General features: G+C 24.8%; 18 protein-coding genes and 2 pseudogenes. 10 read left to right on the forward strand and 10 right to left on the reverse strand.

Going from position 1 to position 14,879, the window contains the following annotated elements:
- Nucleotides 1-79 precede the first annotated feature (79 nt).
- Complete coding sequence (locus ACQH23_RS05140) at nucleotides 80-358, reverse strand: hypothetical protein (protein WP_425379179.1); 279 nt, start codon at nucleotides 356-358, stop codon at nucleotides 80-82.
- A 27-nt stretch (nucleotides 359-385) separates the two neighbouring features.
- Complete coding sequence (locus ACQH23_RS05145; RefSeq protein ID WP_425379180.1) at nucleotides 386-925, reverse strand: L-threonylcarbamoyladenylate synthase; 540 nt, start codon at nucleotides 923-925, stop codon at nucleotides 386-388.
- A gap of 675 nt (nucleotides 926-1,600) precedes the next feature.
- Between ACQH23_RS05145 and ACQH23_RS05150 the strand changes: the two genes are divergently transcribed.
- The 5 genes and pseudogenes from ACQH23_RS05150 (at nucleotide 1,601) to ACQH23_RS05170 (ending at nucleotide 3,689) form a co-directional block, all read left to right on the forward strand.
- The gene (locus ACQH23_RS05150) at nucleotides 1,601-1,864 is read left to right on the forward strand and encodes a transposase family protein (RefSeq protein WP_425377767.1); all 264 of its coding nucleotides are present in this window, start codon (nucleotides 1,601-1,603) and stop codon (nucleotides 1,862-1,864) included.
- 173 nt (nucleotides 1,865-2,037) lie between these two features.
- Nucleotides 2,038-2,103: pseudogene (locus tag ACQH23_RS05155) on the forward strand (hypothetical protein); the annotation flags it as partial.
- Between the two features lie 21 nt (nucleotides 2,104-2,124).
- On the forward strand, nucleotides 2,125-2,523 hold the full coding sequence (locus ACQH23_RS05160) for a DDE-type integrase/transposase/recombinase (RefSeq protein WP_425379181.1): 399 nt from the start codon (nucleotides 2,125-2,127) through the stop codon (nucleotides 2,521-2,523).
- A gap of 45 nt (nucleotides 2,524-2,568) precedes the next feature.
- On the forward strand, nucleotides 2,569-2,832 hold the full coding sequence (locus ACQH23_RS05165) for a hypothetical protein (protein ID WP_425377740.1): 264 nt from the start codon (nucleotides 2,569-2,571) through the stop codon (nucleotides 2,830-2,832).
- Between the two features lie 260 nt (nucleotides 2,833-3,092).
- Nucleotides 3,093-3,689 (forward strand): DDE-type integrase/transposase/recombinase, encoded by a 597-nt coding sequence (locus ACQH23_RS05170; protein WP_425379182.1) that lies wholly within the window; start codon nucleotides 3,093-3,095, stop codon nucleotides 3,687-3,689.
- 93 nt (nucleotides 3,690-3,782) lie between these two features.
- Here the strand turns inward: ACQH23_RS05170 and ACQH23_RS05175 are convergent, their stop codons facing one another.
- Genes ACQH23_RS05175 through prfA form a run of 3 tightly spaced genes read right to left on the reverse strand, consistent with a single transcriptional unit; the run spans nucleotide 3,783 to nucleotide 7,178 of the window.
- A complete protein-coding gene (locus ACQH23_RS05175; protein WP_425379183.1) occupies nucleotides 3,783-5,207 on the reverse strand; it encodes a polypeptide chain release factor methylase in 1,425 nt (474 codons plus the stop codon).
- Nucleotides 5,208-5,241: 34 nt separating this feature from the next.
- Complete coding sequence (gene prmC / locus ACQH23_RS05180) at nucleotides 5,242-6,102, reverse strand: peptide chain release factor N(5)-glutamine methyltransferase (protein ID WP_425379184.1); 861 nt, start codon at nucleotides 6,100-6,102, stop codon at nucleotides 5,242-5,244.
- A complete protein-coding gene (gene prfA, locus ACQH23_RS05185; protein WP_425379185.1) occupies nucleotides 6,102-7,178 on the reverse strand; it encodes a peptide chain release factor 1 in 1,077 nt (358 codons plus the stop codon). The genes prmC and prfA overlap by 1 nt, the downstream gene beginning before the upstream one ends.
- A 159-nt stretch (nucleotides 7,179-7,337) precedes the next feature.
- On the opposite strand from prfA, the gene ACQH23_RS05190 reads away from it, so the two are divergent.
- On the forward strand, nucleotides 7,338-8,792 hold the full coding sequence (locus ACQH23_RS05190) for an Mbov_0401 family ICE element transposase-like protein (protein WP_425379186.1): 1,455 nt from the start codon (nucleotides 7,338-7,340) through the stop codon (nucleotides 8,790-8,792).
- 153 nt (nucleotides 8,793-8,945) lie between these two features.
- On the opposite strand, the gene ACQH23_RS05195 is transcribed toward ACQH23_RS05190, so the two are convergent.
- Nucleotides 8,946-9,251 carry a hypothetical protein gene (locus ACQH23_RS05195; RefSeq protein WP_425379187.1) on the reverse strand — a complete coding sequence of 102 codons (306 nt, stop codon included), beginning with the start codon at nucleotides 9,249-9,251 and terminating at the stop codon, nucleotides 8,946-8,948.
- 141 nt (nucleotides 9,252-9,392) lie between these two features.
- Here ACQH23_RS05195 and ACQH23_RS05200 point away from each other — a divergent pair, with 141 nt between their 5' ends.
- Nucleotides 9,393-9,656, forward strand: coding sequence for a hypothetical protein (locus ACQH23_RS05200; protein ID WP_425377654.1), 264 nt, complete (start codon nucleotides 9,393-9,395; stop codon nucleotides 9,654-9,656).
- 85 nt (nucleotides 9,657-9,741) lie between these two features.
- Here ACQH23_RS05200 and ACQH23_RS05205 read toward each other — a convergent pair whose 3' ends face one another.
- The 3 genes and pseudogenes from ACQH23_RS05205 to ACQH23_RS05215 all read right to left on the reverse strand — a co-directional run bounded on the left by ACQH23_RS05205 (nucleotide 9,742) and on the right by ACQH23_RS05215 (nucleotide 10,862).
- Complete coding sequence (locus ACQH23_RS05205; RefSeq protein ID WP_425377849.1) at nucleotides 9,742-10,338, reverse strand: DDE-type integrase/transposase/recombinase; 597 nt, start codon at nucleotides 10,336-10,338, stop codon at nucleotides 9,742-9,744.
- A gap of 21 nt (nucleotides 10,339-10,359) precedes the next feature.
- Nucleotides 10,360-10,632, reverse strand: a pseudogene (locus ACQH23_RS05210) (hypothetical protein); the annotation flags it as partial.
- The gene (locus ACQH23_RS05215) at nucleotides 10,599-10,862 is read right to left on the reverse strand and encodes a hypothetical protein (RefSeq protein ID WP_425377850.1); all 264 of its coding nucleotides are present in this window, start codon (nucleotides 10,860-10,862) and stop codon (nucleotides 10,599-10,601) included. The pseudogene ACQH23_RS05210 and the gene ACQH23_RS05215, both read right to left, overlap by 34 nt.
- Nucleotides 10,863-11,150: 288 nt before the next feature.
- Between ACQH23_RS05215 and ACQH23_RS05220 the strand changes: the two genes are divergently transcribed.
- Nucleotides 11,151-11,747, forward strand: coding sequence for a DDE-type integrase/transposase/recombinase (locus tag ACQH23_RS05220; protein ID WP_425377612.1), 597 nt, complete (start codon nucleotides 11,151-11,153; stop codon nucleotides 11,745-11,747).
- A 511-nt stretch (nucleotides 11,748-12,258) separates the two neighbouring features.
- Here ACQH23_RS05220 and ACQH23_RS05225 read toward each other — a convergent pair.
- Nucleotides 12,259-13,367 (reverse strand): IS3 family transposase gene (locus tag ACQH23_RS05225; RefSeq protein ID WP_425379188.1). Its coding sequence is split into 2 segments (ribosomal slippage): nucleotides 12,259-13,127 and nucleotides 13,127-13,367, totalling 1,110 coding nucleotides; the frame shifts between segments, so codons are not numbered across the junction.
- Here ACQH23_RS05225 and ACQH23_RS05230 point away from each other — a divergent pair.
- Together ACQH23_RS05230 and infC are read left to right on the forward strand one after the other, a co-directional pair.
- Nucleotides 13,352-13,900 carry a transposase family protein gene (locus tag ACQH23_RS05230; protein WP_425379189.1) on the forward strand — a complete coding sequence of 183 codons (549 nt, stop codon included), beginning with the start codon at nucleotides 13,352-13,354 and terminating at the stop codon, nucleotides 13,898-13,900. The two genes, ACQH23_RS05225 and ACQH23_RS05230, sit on opposite strands and share 16 nt — an antisense overlap.
- 420 nt (nucleotides 13,901-14,320) lie before the next feature.
- Complete coding sequence (gene infC, locus ACQH23_RS05235) at nucleotides 14,321-14,851, forward strand: translation initiation factor IF-3 (protein ID WP_425379190.1); 531 nt, start codon at nucleotides 14,321-14,323, stop codon at nucleotides 14,849-14,851.
- The last annotated feature ends 28 nt before the right edge of the window (nucleotides 14,852-14,879 follow it).

Raw genomic sequence — 14,879 nt, forward strand, 5'->3', positions numbered from 1 at the left:
AATGCTTTTTTAAAATTACTCTTCATCTTCTTTTTTTAAATCGGCCAGTTCTTCTTCTAACCGTTTAATTCGTTTCTTTTTACTTTCTGTTAGTGGTTTGGTCATCACCATCATCTTTTTTCCGATAATCATCAACTAGTTTTCGTGCCCCCACCCGAATATTATCTTTATTCATATAAAAGAAATGGCCCATAAAATATCCAATAACTCAAACTCCTAAAAATAAAATTGTAATTAAAAAAGCAACCATATATTTTTCTTGGTTCATAATAAATAAAACCGTAAAAATACTTGTTAAAAGAATTAAAATTATTAAAATAACAACATTAACAATTCGATATCATGTTCATTTCTTCATGTTTATTTTTTTGCCATTTCTGTTTTCCTATCTAATAAATTCTTTCGTTAAAGAATTATAAATTTTTGAAGGACGGTTATCTAAATAACCAGCGTCAACAATGATATCAACATCAAATTTTTGAAGATCATTAAATTCTTTTGCATAATGCTGTCCACTAATATTTACACTTGTCCCATAAATTGGACCAACTTTATTAATAATTTTTTTCAGTCATTTGGACTTTGTAATTCTAATGCCAATTGTATTATCTTCAGTAATATTATAAAGCTTATTAATATCTTCCTTTATGTTACCTATTATAGTAATAGTCTCATTCTTTTTGAAAAGTTTTAAATCTTCTCGGGGCAAATCAATGAAATTCTTTGCCATCCGAACTGAACTAACAATAACTGATAAATAAATTTTTTCTGATCGTCCTTTAACTTTAAAAATTCTTGCTTTTGCCGAAGGTGAACTAATAATGCATGTCATTCCATAAATAGTATCGGTCGGAACAATAATAACTTTCTCTGCCAAATAAGCAAGCATAATCTTTTTGTAATCTTTTACAGTATATACTTTCATAATATGACTAGACTCCTTTCTTCTTAAATTTTTGAATTTGTTTCTTTAATTTTGTCGAAAAATCTTGATAAAGTTAAAAACCCTTATAAAAGGCATTGTGTAGATACAAGCTCCAAATTTGTATCTCTTTTTAAATTGATAATAACATCATTTAAAATAAATGCAACTATTTTTTTAAAAAAATAAATTATTTATAAATTGTTATTATTTTGAACATATTTTGACACACTAAAAAATAATTTATTAAATTTAATAAATGCTGAATTATACTTGTAAGTGCAAGTATAATTCAGCATTTATTAGCCAAATTAATTAACTAAAACAGAGAAAGGACAACACCTTAAAATTGGAGAAAAAAAGGTACACTTTGTAAAGATTTCTAAGATATTTAATAAATGTGTAATACAACTTTTTTCGTTAACTTAAAGTTGTGATAAAAAGTTTCTATTTTAAGAATTTAAGATGCTGCCCTTTCTCTGAATTAATTAATAATTATGGGTTTACAAATAAAAAAACAACCCTTTTTATTTAACAAGAGTTGTTTTTTGGAGGTTCATCGTACACGATGCCAAATATAGAAATTTGTAAAAAGTCCATTTTAAAAATAGACTGCACCCAAAAAAGTAAGTAAAGAAAAAAAGTCTTTGCTAAACTTTAAAGGAGGTGCATTTTTATATGGCAAGAAAAGGACAAAAATTTAATAAATATACAGCAGATTTTCGAAAAATGATAGGACAAGAGGTTAAAAATAATAGTATAAGTTTTATTGCAAAAAAATATGCAATTAATAAAAAAACTGTTGCTTCATGGTATGAAAATTTTAAGAAAGGGATTTTAAACACCAATAAAGGTCCAAAAGAATCATTTGAAAAAAGAGATTTAAACTATTACAAAGTTAGGTATGAATTACTAAAAAAGCTTCATGACTTTTACAATTAAATAAAAGAAAAATTGTATTTTTTATCAAAGAAAACCTTAATAAATATCCACTAAATTTATTACTTGATGTAACAGATTTAAAGCGTAGTTATTGAGATAAATATAAAAATTATTCAAGTAATGGTAAGGATAGCGAATCATTAAAAAATATTGTAAAAGTCTATGAAGAAAATTTAAAACAATTTGGTTATCGTCGAATTACCAAATATTTAAAAGAAGATTATGGCATTGTTTATAATGCTAAGAAAGTATTACGAATTATGAAAGAAAATAATATTCAAGCTGAATATGTAAAGCGTATGCGTAGAAAAATATTAATAAAACAAAATAGAAATAAAAATATAATTAAATATCCTGATTTAGTAAATCGTAATTTTAATGATATTAAAGAAAGATTTTCAATTTTATTTACTGATGTAACTTATTTAATTTGAAATGGTAAAAAACATTATCAATCAACAATAATTGATGGATATACTAAAGAAATTATTGATGTAAAATGATCAAAATTTAATAATAACAAACTTGTAATTGATAATTTAAATGCTGCAATTAATAAAATTAAAAAAATAAAAAAAGATCTAAATAAAACAATAATTCATTCAGATCACGGATATCAATATACATCTAAAGTAGACTGCACCCAAAAAAGTAAGTAAAGAAAAAAAGTCTTTGCTAAACTTTTAAAGGAGGTGCATTTTTATATGGCAAGAAAAGGACAAAAATTTAATAAATATACAGCAGATTTTCGAAAAAGGATAGGACAAGAGGTTAAAAATAATAGTATAAGTTTTATTGCAAAAAAATATGCAATTAATAAAAAAACTGTTGCTTCATGGTATGAAAATTTTAAGAAAGGAATTTTAAACACCAATAAAGGTCCAAAAGAAAAAAGAGGAAAAAGAGATTTAAACTATTACAAAGTTAGGTATGAATTACTAAAAAAGCTTCATGATTTTTACAATTAAATAAAAGAAAAATTGTATTTTTTATCAAAGAAAACATTAATAAATATCCACTAAATTTATTACTTGATGTAACAAATTTAAAGCGTAGTTATTGAGATAAATATAAAAATTATTCAAGTAATGGTAAGGATAGTGAACCATTAAAAAATATTGTAAAAGTCTATGAAGAAAATTTAAAACAATTTGGTTATCGTCGAATTACCAAATATTTAAAAGAACATTATGGCATTGTTTATAATGCTAAGAAAGTATTACGAATTATGAAAGAAAATAATATTCAAGCTGAATATGTAAAGCGTATGCGTAGAAAAATATTAATAAAACAAAATAGAAATAAAAATATCATTAAATATCCTGATTTAGTAAATCGTAATTTTAATGATATTAAAGAAAGATTTTCAATTTTATTTACTGATTTAACTTATTTAATTTGAAATGGTAAAAAACATTATCAATCAACAATAATTGATGGATATACTAAAGAAATTATTGATGTAAAATGATCAAAATTTAATAATAACAAACTTGTAATTGATAATTTAAATGCTGCAATTAATAAAATTAAAAAAATAAAAAAAGATCTAAATAAAACAATAATTCATTCAGATCACGGATATCAATATACATCTAAAGATTATAATAGTAAATGTTTAGATAACAAAATTATAATTTCAATGGGTAAAAATTATCATTGTGCAGACAACATTATTATTGAAAGTTTTCATTCATTACTTAAAAAAGGAACAATCCATAATAAAAATTATAAATCTCATAATGAATATATTAATGATGTTAAAAAATGAAATAAATGATATTCAAACCAAAAAGAAAAATATATAATAAATGAAAGTTTGTAAACCTTTTTATTAATACTTACTAAACGGGGTGCAGTCTAAAAAAACCCAATAAAATTCCTGATTTTATTAAAATATCAAGATTTTTCGACAAAATTAAAGATTTGTTTTAATTTGTTCACTATTACCAGTATTGCTTTTAATTTTATAAATATGTGAAATAGCAATAACTGATAAAACAGTAATAAAGGCCGACAATAAAATCCCACTTGCCAATAACTCATTTCCTTGTAATCAAAAGTAATTCAATTTTTTTGTTTTAAAAATTGGTTCTATTACCGTTTCTTTGAAATTACCGCTTTCATTTTCTCAACTATTTCAGTAATCAACGGCTTGTGTTAACTGATATTGTGAAATTAAAAACATTACCAAAGAACCCCCTGTTACAATTAAAAAACTAACATAAAAACTAATGAAGCTTTTTTTTGTTAAATTTGGTTTTTTTAACATCACAAAAACAAAAGCAAATAACATTGAAATAATTAAAGCTGATGAAATAATTGGAACAATATTAATTAAAATTGCTGATCCTGGCATATTCATTGCCATTTTAAAATAGTCAACATTTGACTGCTCTAAAACACTACTTGTCCCGGGAATAATAACATTAATTGTTAGTTGGGGATAGAAATAAGAAAATAAAAAAAATCGGTTCGCTGCAGTAAAACTGCTGCCAATGATAATTGTATAAACAAATTGGGGAATGAAAATCATATTTGAGAAAAAAACAACTCATAATGAAATATTAAATTCATTTGGAATTAAATATAAACTAATAAACTTTTTAAGACGACTTTGATTAAAGGTATCTTTTAAAACAAATAATTCCTCTTTTTTATTCTGATTAATATTATCATTTAATAATCATTCTAATTTAAATCCAACCTTTAACATAATAAAAATGATGAAAACCATTTGTAAACCTGTTATTCATCAAATGGCATTCAAACCAATTCACGTTAATGGATACTCATGTTTTGTTCCTGGCCCGGTTGCCAAATTAATTAATGTGTTAACAATTTCTGCCCGATTTGGCACATTGTTTGAAATCATATTTTCAATGTTTTGAATATAATCCGGTCTAGTCTTAGCACCCCGTAACGAACGACATCACTCCGTAAATAAATCATAATAATATTCAGCAAGGGAAAATAATAAACACGCAACAAATAAAAAAGAAATAATAACAACGGTTCCAATTAGTAACATTCTATTATTAAAATTAATTGAGCGGCTTTGATAATGAATATAAAAAACACTACTAATAATGGTTCCTGTTAAAGTTACTAAAGCAACATATAGCAAACTAAAAATTAAGAATTCATTTGGTAAATGTGGTGTTGTAAATAACTCTAAAACATCTTTTGGAGTTATTTTAATAAAAACAAGGTATTCTTTTAAAGTTTTATCACTATGGGAAACAAAAATAAAAGTAAAATATGGCACCATAATAAATAACACTACTAAAAAAGCAATACTAATAGTGCAGGTTTTTTTAATATTTTTAACTTTATTTTCCATATCTACACCTCACACTTAAGTTTCTTTTATTTTACTACAAAATATTAATAAATAACATTCGCCATTTTTTATTTATATCTTTTTTAAAATAATATTCTTGTTGGGGGAAGTATTCTTTTACTAATTTTTCTAAAGCCTTTTTTTGGTCATAACCATGTTCAAAACATAAAATACCATCTTTTTTAACAATTTTCTGTCAATTCTGAAAAATTTCCCGATAAAAATATAAACCATCAACATCGCCAAATAAAGCCACATGCGGTTCATAATTCTTAACGCGATGACTAATACTTTGATCCTTTGGAATATACGGCGGATTACAAACCAAAATGTCCGCTTTAACATTATTTTTAATAAATGGTTCTAATATATCGCCTTCCAACAAGGTAACATTCTTACAATTTAATTGCTTAATATTTCGTTTTGCCACCTTCAATGCTTCACTTGAAATATCACTAGCATAAATTGTTAAATCTGGATTTTCTAAGCCTAAACTGATGGCAATTGCTCCACTTCCAGTTCCAATATCAATTAAAGTTAATGATTTATTTCCATTATTAAGCGAAATTTCATCAATTAGAATATTAATGTTATCAACTAATTCCTCTGTTTCATACCGCGGAATTAAAACATTATAATCAACATAAAAATCATAACCATAAAAATTTTGGTAATTAGTAATATACTGAATTGGTTTGCCATTACGATATGCTGTTAGCTGTTGTCAATAATCATTAATCTTAAAATTAATTTTATCGTTTTGAATTGCATATAATTTTGCTAATGAAGTTTTCATAAAGAATGCTATTAAAATCTTAATATCGGCAAGATAATTAACATTATTAGAGTTTTTTAAATAATACTCTAATTTTTGAATTAATTCATTAACTGTCATTAGTATCCTTCCATTTTCAATCTTTGTTCTTCATTAATTAGTGCTACGACAATTTCGTCTAAATTGCCTTCCATAATTTGATCTAATTTTTGTAATGTTAAATTAATACGGTGATCAGTAACCCTATTCTGGGGATAGTTATATGTTCGAATCTTTTCACTACGGTCTCCCGTTCCCACGGCATCTTTTCGCAGTGTCCCCCGTTCTTCATTAATTTTTCTTTGTTGTTCTTCGTATAGCTTACTACGTAAATGTTGCATTGCTAATGCTTTATTATCATGTTGACTACGTCCATCTTGTGAAGTTACAACAACTCCGCTTGGTAAATGGGTAATTCGAACCGCTGAATCAGTTGTATTAACATGTTGTCCCCCAGCGCCTGAAGCACGATAAGTATCAATCTTTAAATTAACTGATTTAATTTCAAAATCAACTTCTTCAATTTCTGGTAAAATAGCAATAGTTGCTGTTGATGTATGAACGCGACCTTTACTCTCTGTTTTTGGAATTCGTTGTACCCGGTGGGCACCTGATTCAAACTTCATTTTTGAATAAACTCCTTCGCCTTTAACCATAAATGAGATTGCTGAAAATCCCCCTGCTTCTGATTCATTCGCTTCAATTAACTCCACTTTTCAACGTTGTTGCTCCGCATACTTTAAATACATTCGATATAAATCACCAGCAAAAATATTTCCTTCATCCCCACCAGCAGCACCACGAATTTCAAAAATAACATTCTTCTCATCATTAGGATCTTTTGGTAATAACATTACTTTTAATTCTGCTGTAATTTGTTCTTTTCTAATTTCTGATGATTTTAATTCGTCTTTTGCTAATTCAATTAACTCGCTATCTTTTTCGGTTTTTAAAATTAATTTTGCTTCATTAATATTATTTAAAACATTTTGATATCTTAAGTATAAAGCAACCGTATCTTCTAATTGTGCTTGTTCTTTTGCTAAACTAGTTATTTTTTTCACGTCATTAACTATTTCTGGTTTCGTTAATTCTTCGTTAATTAAATTTCACCGCTTTAACATCATTTCTAATCGTTCAATTGTTTTTTGATTCATTTGCTCCACCTCTTTTTAGACACCTAATAATTATAATATATTTTAAATAATAATGATTAATTTAATTCTTTAATGATTGCGTTGCCAAAGTTGGGGAAAATAAAAAAGAAAGTTTTCAGTATAATTAAGTTTGAAAAAAATTAGAAAGAAAACTATCCTATGAATATTATAACTAGAATCCAAGAGTTTTTAAACGAAAATAATAACTCTTTTATTGATTTAATTAATGAAATTAGCCCCAATACCCCTATTACAGCACTATTATCCTATTTAAAAAATGAAATTAGTTCTGAAGCTTGAATACTATTTAAAAATATTTTTGAATATATTGATAACTATATTTTTAATAAGGACTGACGCAAAGCACGTTATATTCCAAAAGGATTTTATCAACGAACTTTGGTTTTTCGTAATGGTGAAGTTACTTTTAAACGACGAAAATATATTTTAAAACCAGAATTTCAAGTGGCAAAAAAACCAAAAACGGTCTTTTTACTTGATATTCAATTAGGGATTGAAAGTTATCAGCGACTTGATTATGATTTTTCGTTAGAAATAATCAGCAAATTAGGCATAAATTTTAGTTATCAAGATATTTGTAATATGTATCGGAATGCTAACATAACAAAAAAAACAATTTTTAACCTTATTAAACGGTTTGATATTAAACATTTGTTAGAACTAATGCTAGATGAACCAGATACAAAACTAAAACATGATGGGGTTATTTATATTGAAACCGATGAAGCATATCGCAATGCCATTAGTTATCAAATCAAAAAACGATTAAAAATTAAGAAAAGAATCCGTTTAACCGTCTTTCATACTGGTTATAAAGATCCTAAAACAATACGAAAAACAATGCATAACGTCAAATTTCTAGTAACAATGACTAATGAAGTTAAAAAAATTAACTCTAAAAAATACTGACAAGGAATTAAAGAATTTATTAACTTAAATTATGAATCACCCGAGACAGCTAAAATTATTGTGCTTGGTGATGGTGCACAATATATTTCAACGGTTGAAAAACACATCAATGTTGAATTTATCATTGATCGTTTCCATGTTATTAAAAAAATTAAAGATTGTCTCCGTGGTCCACGATATTATAAACGTTATTTATTTAATAAAATTAGAAAAGCAATTCTAAAATTAAACTGAAACAAGGTTACAAAATACCTTGAATGAGCTTATCAGCTTGTTAAAACCGAAGAAGCGAAAGGAAAGTTACAAGAAATATCTAATTATTTAAGAACATACTATGGAGCAATTCAAAAATGAGAATATCAAGAAAATATTGGTTGTCGCATTGAAAGTTATATTGCTCGAATTATTAAAGTAATGTTTCGTTCAAAACCAAAAATATTTAATGAAAAAACGATTTACAAAGTAATGTTATTAAAACAATTTACAGCTAATGGGATTAATCCCTTTCAAGAACTAACAGAAATTAAAAATCTTCAAGTAAAAAATGAACAAATTACTTGAAGATGAATATTTAAAAAGATGAATAATCCAGAAGTTAAACAATATAACTTACCAATATTCACCGCTTCTACATTATCAAATACTAAAACTCTTTTAAAGAAAATAGTTTATAATTATTATTAGAACTTAATGCTGAAAACTTTTCCCCAACATTTTACACGCTACCTTCTTTAATTCTTTAATTTTGTATAAAAATCTTGATAAAATAAAAAAAATCATCAATATGACAATTTGAAAACGAATTTGATGGAAGATTATTATTGTTCTTTAACTTTTTTAGATATTAAAATATAATACCGTTGCTTGTTGGTTTGGTGTTAAACCTTTGTGTTGGTATTTTCATTTTCAGAGATTTAAATAATTTTGAATGTTAGTAAAACCTAAACCATGATAATGAATTAAGGCTTCTTTAAGACTTGCTTGTAATTTACTAATTTTATTTAATTTTCGATAACTGGCATCAGGATTTGTCCTAGTTTTAGTGGCATATAAAGTAGAACTTGTTTGTTTTGCTACTAATAAATATAATGGTTGCATATCAAAAATAATAATGGAATTTTTGTTAATTAATTTTGTATTCATATTTTCAATAATTCACTGTTTTTGTAATCGTTTGGTGTTAGTGGATTGAACAAAAATATTATTATTAGTATCTAGACTGCACCCAAAAAAGTAAGTAAAGAAAAAAGTCTTTGCTAAACTTTAAAGGAGGTGCATTTTTATATGGCAAGAAAAGGACAAAAATTTAATAAATATACAGCAGATTTTCGAAAAAGGATAGGACAAGAGGTTAAAAATAATAGTATAAGTTTTATTGCAAAAAAATATGCAATTAATAAAAAAACTGTTGCTTCATGGTATGAAAATTTTAAGAAAGGGATTTTAAACACCAATAAAGGTCCAAAAGAATCATTTGAAAAAAGAGATTTAAACTATTACAAAGTTAGGTATGAATTATTAAAAAAGCTTCATGACTTTTACAATTAAATAAAAGAAAAATTGTATTTTTTATCAAAGAAAACATTAATAAATATTAGACTGCACCCCGTTTAGTAAGTATTAATAAAAAGGTTTACAAACTTTTATTTATTATATCTTTTTCTTTTTGGTTTGAATATCATTTATTTCATTTTTTAACATCATTAATATATTCATTATGAGATTTATAATTTTTATTATGGATTGTTCCTTTTTTAAGTAATGAATGAAAACTTTCAATAATAATGTTGTCTGCACAATGATAATTTTTACCCATTGAAATTATAATTTTGTTATCTAAACATTTACTATTATAATCTTTAGATGTATATTGATATCCGTGATCTGAATGAATTATTGTTTTATTTAGATCTTTTTTTATTTTTTTAATTTTATTAATTGCAGCATTTAAATTATCAATTACAAGTTTGTTATTATTAAATTTTGATCATTTTACATCAATAATTTCTTTAGTATATCCATCAATTATTGTTGATTGATAATGTTTTTTACCATTTCAAATTAAATAAGTTACATCAGTAAATAAAATTGAAAATCTTTCTTTAATATCATTAAAATTACGATTTACTAAATCAGGATATTTAATTATATTTTTATTTCTATTTTGTTTTATTAATATTTTTCTACGCATACGCTTTACATATTCAGCTTGAATATTATTTTCTTTCATAATTCGTAATACTTTCTTAGCATTATAAACAATGCCATAATCTTCTTTTAAATATTTGGTAATTCGACGATAACCAAATTGTTTTAAATTTTCTTCATAGACTTTTACAATATTCTTTAATGATTCGCTATCCTTACCAGTACTTGAATAATTTTTATATTTATCTCAATAACTACGCTTTAAATCTGTTACATCAAGTAATAAATTTAGTGGATATTTATTAAGGTTTTCTTTTATAAAAAATACAATTTTTCTTTTATTTAATTGTAAAAGTCATGAAGCTTTTTTAGTAATTCATACCTAACTTTGTAATAGTTTAAATCTCTTTTTTTAAATGATTCTTTTGGACCTTTATTGGTGTTTAAAATCCCTTTCTTAAAATTTTCATACCATGAAGCAACAGTTTTTTTATTAATTGCATATTTTTTTGCAATAAAACTTATACTATTATTTTTAACCTCTTGTCCTATCCTTTTTCGAAAATCTGCTGTATATTTATTAAATTTTTGTCCTTTTCTTGCCATATAAAAATGCACCTCCTTTAAAAGTTTAGCAAAGACTTTTTTTTCTTTACTTACTTTTTTGGGTGCAGTCTATATCCACTAAATTTATTACTTGATATAACAGATTTAAAGCGTAGTTATTGAGATAAATATAAAAATTATTCAAGTAATGGTAAGGATAGTGAACCATTAAAAAATATTGTAAAAGTCTATGAAGAAAATTTAAAACAATTTGGTTATCGTCGAATTACCAAATATTTAAAAGAAGATTATGGCATTGTTTATAATGCTAAGAAAGTATTACGAATTATGAAAGAAAATAATATTCAAGCTGAATATGTAAAGCGTATGCGTAGAAAAATATTAATAAAACAAAATAGAAATAAAAATATAATTAAATATCCTTATTTAGTAAATCGTAATTTTAATGATATTAAAGAAAGATTTTCAATTTTATTTACTGATGTAACTTATTTAATTTGAAATGGTAAAAAACATTATCAATCAACAATAATTGATGGATATACTAAAGAAATTATTGATGTAAAATGATCAAAATTTAATAATAACAAACTTGTAATTGATAATTTAAATGCTGCAATTAATAAAATTAAAAAAATAAAAAAAGATCTAAATAAAACAATAATTCATTCAGATCACGGATATCAATATACATCTAAAGATTATAATAGTAAATGTTTAGATAACAAAATTATAATTTCAATGGGTAAAAATTATCATTGTGCAGACAACATTATTATTGAAAGTTTTCATTCATTACTTAAAAAAGGAACAATCCATAATAAAAATTATAAATCTCATAATGAATATATTAATGATGTTAAAAAATGAAATAAATGATATTCAAACCAAAAAGAAAAAGATATAATAAATGAAAGTTTGTAAACCTTTTTATTAATACTTACTAAACAGGGTGCAGTCTAATCAACCGCCATTTGAATACAACATTTAGTGTTAGTGGAAAATGGATCAAGATGAGTTTTTCGTTTATCAAATTTATCTTTAAAATTACCTTCATGGATTTCTTTAATAAATGTTTCATCGATTTGTATTTGGCCATTTAATTTTTTAAATTTTAATTGAGTATTTTATAATTGTTTTGATTGCATTAATTTTTGACGATTATATCAAGCTGTTTTGGGTGTTGTTTTAATAAAACGGGAAATTACTTTACTAGATTGTCCTAACAATAGACTTCTTGCTATACCGGCTTTTCTTATTAAGAATATTTCTATAAAATATAATTAAAAATAAAAAATATAAATTAGGCGGGTATAAAACTATGAAAAATGATAACTTTAAACTTCTTAATGATAAAGAATTATTACGATTAACAGGAATAAAACAAAATACTTTTAATAAAATGTTGGATTGGCAACCCTTTTTAGGACACTTTTTATATGGACTGTTGTTTTATAAATTCAACAGGTGTTAAATAATTTAAACTACCGTGAATTCGAATATTGTTATATCAATCCACAAAGTCAAATAATTTGTATTTTAATTGGGTTAAATTTATAAATTTTTGCCCCTTGATAAATTCTGTTTTAAAACTTTTGTAAGTTGTTTCAGCCACAGCATTATCGTATGGACAGCCTTTATTGCTTAATGATCGTTTGATGTTAAAAGTATTTAAGATATTATCAATGATTTTATTTTTAAATTCATTACCCCGGTCAGTATGAAATAACGTAATTTGATTTAATGGTCTTGTAATTGAATAAAAGGCTTCTTGTCCTAGTTGGGCTGTTTTGTTTGTCCCGGCACTATAGCCAATTATTTCACGATTAAACAAGTCAATTAATAAACAAATATAATGTCATTTAGCACCAACTTGAACATATGTTAAATCACTAACAACAACTTCATTTGGTTGTTTATTATTAAATTCACGGTTTAAAACGTTGCTAATTTCGTCGTTATTAACCACTGACTTATGATTACGATATTTTAATTTGGTGTATTTAGATACTAACTGATTTTTAATCATAATTTGGCGAATTTTTCTTCGCGATAAGATAATATCTTTTCTGGTTAAAATAGTTTTAATTTTACGAGCTCCATAAATTTTGCGACTATCATTAAATGCACTGATAACTTCTTGTTCATAATTATTAACATCAACCGTAGCGTATTTATTAATTTGATAGTAATATGTTGATTTTGCTATCTTTAATATTTGACCCATTTTTCGCACGGAATATTTTTCTTTATTATTGTTAATAATTTCTATTTTTTGCCGATTATCAGTGCCGCTTGCTTTAAAATGTCGTTTTCCATTCGTAATTGGATTAATTCTTTCCGCAAGGCAATCATTTCATTTTCTTTAACAGTGCGGTTATCTTTTGCTTTAAAAGATCCAGAATTATTTAATTTTTCAATTCACTGATATACGGCTGATTTTGACATCCCATATTCCTTAAAAATTTCAAGAATGGTTTTACCATTTTGATAAAGTAAAACAATTTGTTTTTTAAATTCATCAGTATATGAATTTCTTCCCATTTTTATATTCCTCCTTTCTTCATAATTATATTTTATTTGAAAGTCCACATAAATATGGTCCAACTTATTGTAACCTATCCAATCCAACGCCCAAAAAAAGACAAAAAAAATACTATTCCGAAAAAAAGAAAAAACATACTATCAAAACACAAATAATCCTCGAAAAAGAAAGCAAAACTATTATTGCAACAAATTTTGCTTGTGGTAAAACCGATGATTTTCGTTTATTTAAAGAATCAAAAATACCGCTTTTAAAAGATACCAAAGTAATAGTTGATACAGGTTATCAAGGCTTGCAAAAAATGCATCGGAATGTTTTGATTCCGCATAAAAAAACAAAGCAAAAACCTTTAAATAACGAACAAAAACAGCATAATAAACTAATTTCACAAATGAGAATCGTTATTGAAAATGTTTTTGCTATCCTTAAAAAATTTAAAATTATTACTGAAAAATATCGCAATCGTAGAAAAAGATTTGCTTTAAGATTTAATTTAATTGCTTCAATCTATAATTTTCAATTGTTATTATAAATAAGACAAGAAGTTGAATGAAAATTAACTTTAAATAATAAAATCATTTTTTGTTGTGCCAAAATAACGCATCGCTTATAAAGACTATAAGAATTAAATTAATAAGAGGTATAAATTCCTATTTGTATTTTTTTCTTTATGAATTAATTTGCAATGATTATCATAGTATCACAAGAAGTCTAATGTTTTTCCAAAAATAAATTAATAATTTTATTGACTAAATTTAAAAAAATCATATAATTAATCTTGGAAAATGTTAAAGTAGCTAATGTTCACCTATGCCCTTAAGTGTGGTTAATAGGTTTTACAAGATAAAATTAAATTTTTTAATGATTAAATTAATCATTTAAGAAAATAATTCTTGTTAATTAAAGTGCTACTTTTGAGCGTTTTTTTAATTAATTAAAATGGAGGTATTGGATGAATCAACCCACTAAAAACAATAAGAATATCGAGCAAGTAAATTATGATATTAGAATGCGTGAAGTTTTAATTATTTTAGATGATGGTAGAAAAATTGGTCCTTTAGGGCGAAATGAAGCAATTCGGATTGCAGAAGAAAAAGGTTTAGATTTATTGTTAGTATCAGCGACTTCAAATCCACCGGTAGCAAAATTGGTTGATTATGGAAAATATAAATACGAACAAAAGAAAAAAGATAAAGAAAACAAGAAAAATCAACATGTAACTGAAAATAAAGAAATGCGTTTGCGAACCGGAATTGGTGATCATGATTTAGAATTTAAAGCAAAAAAAGTGCGTGAATTCTTGCTTGTTGGGAATCGGGTTAAAATTTCATTAAAGTTTCGAGGGCGAGAAGTTACTAGACCAGAATATGGAAAAGAAACATTAGATAAGTTTTTTAGTTATATTGAGGATTTAGCAAAGATTGAAAAAGAACCACAATTAAACGGCTTGTTTTTAGATATGTATGTCGTACCAAAAAAATAATTAATTAAATTAACTTTTAAAAGGAAAG

This window comes from Spiroplasma endosymbiont of Polydrusus pterygomalis (genome assembly GCF_964030635.1).
Classification (GTDB): domain Bacteria; phylum Bacillota_I; class Bacilli_A; order Mycoplasmatales; family Mycoplasmataceae; genus Spiroplasma.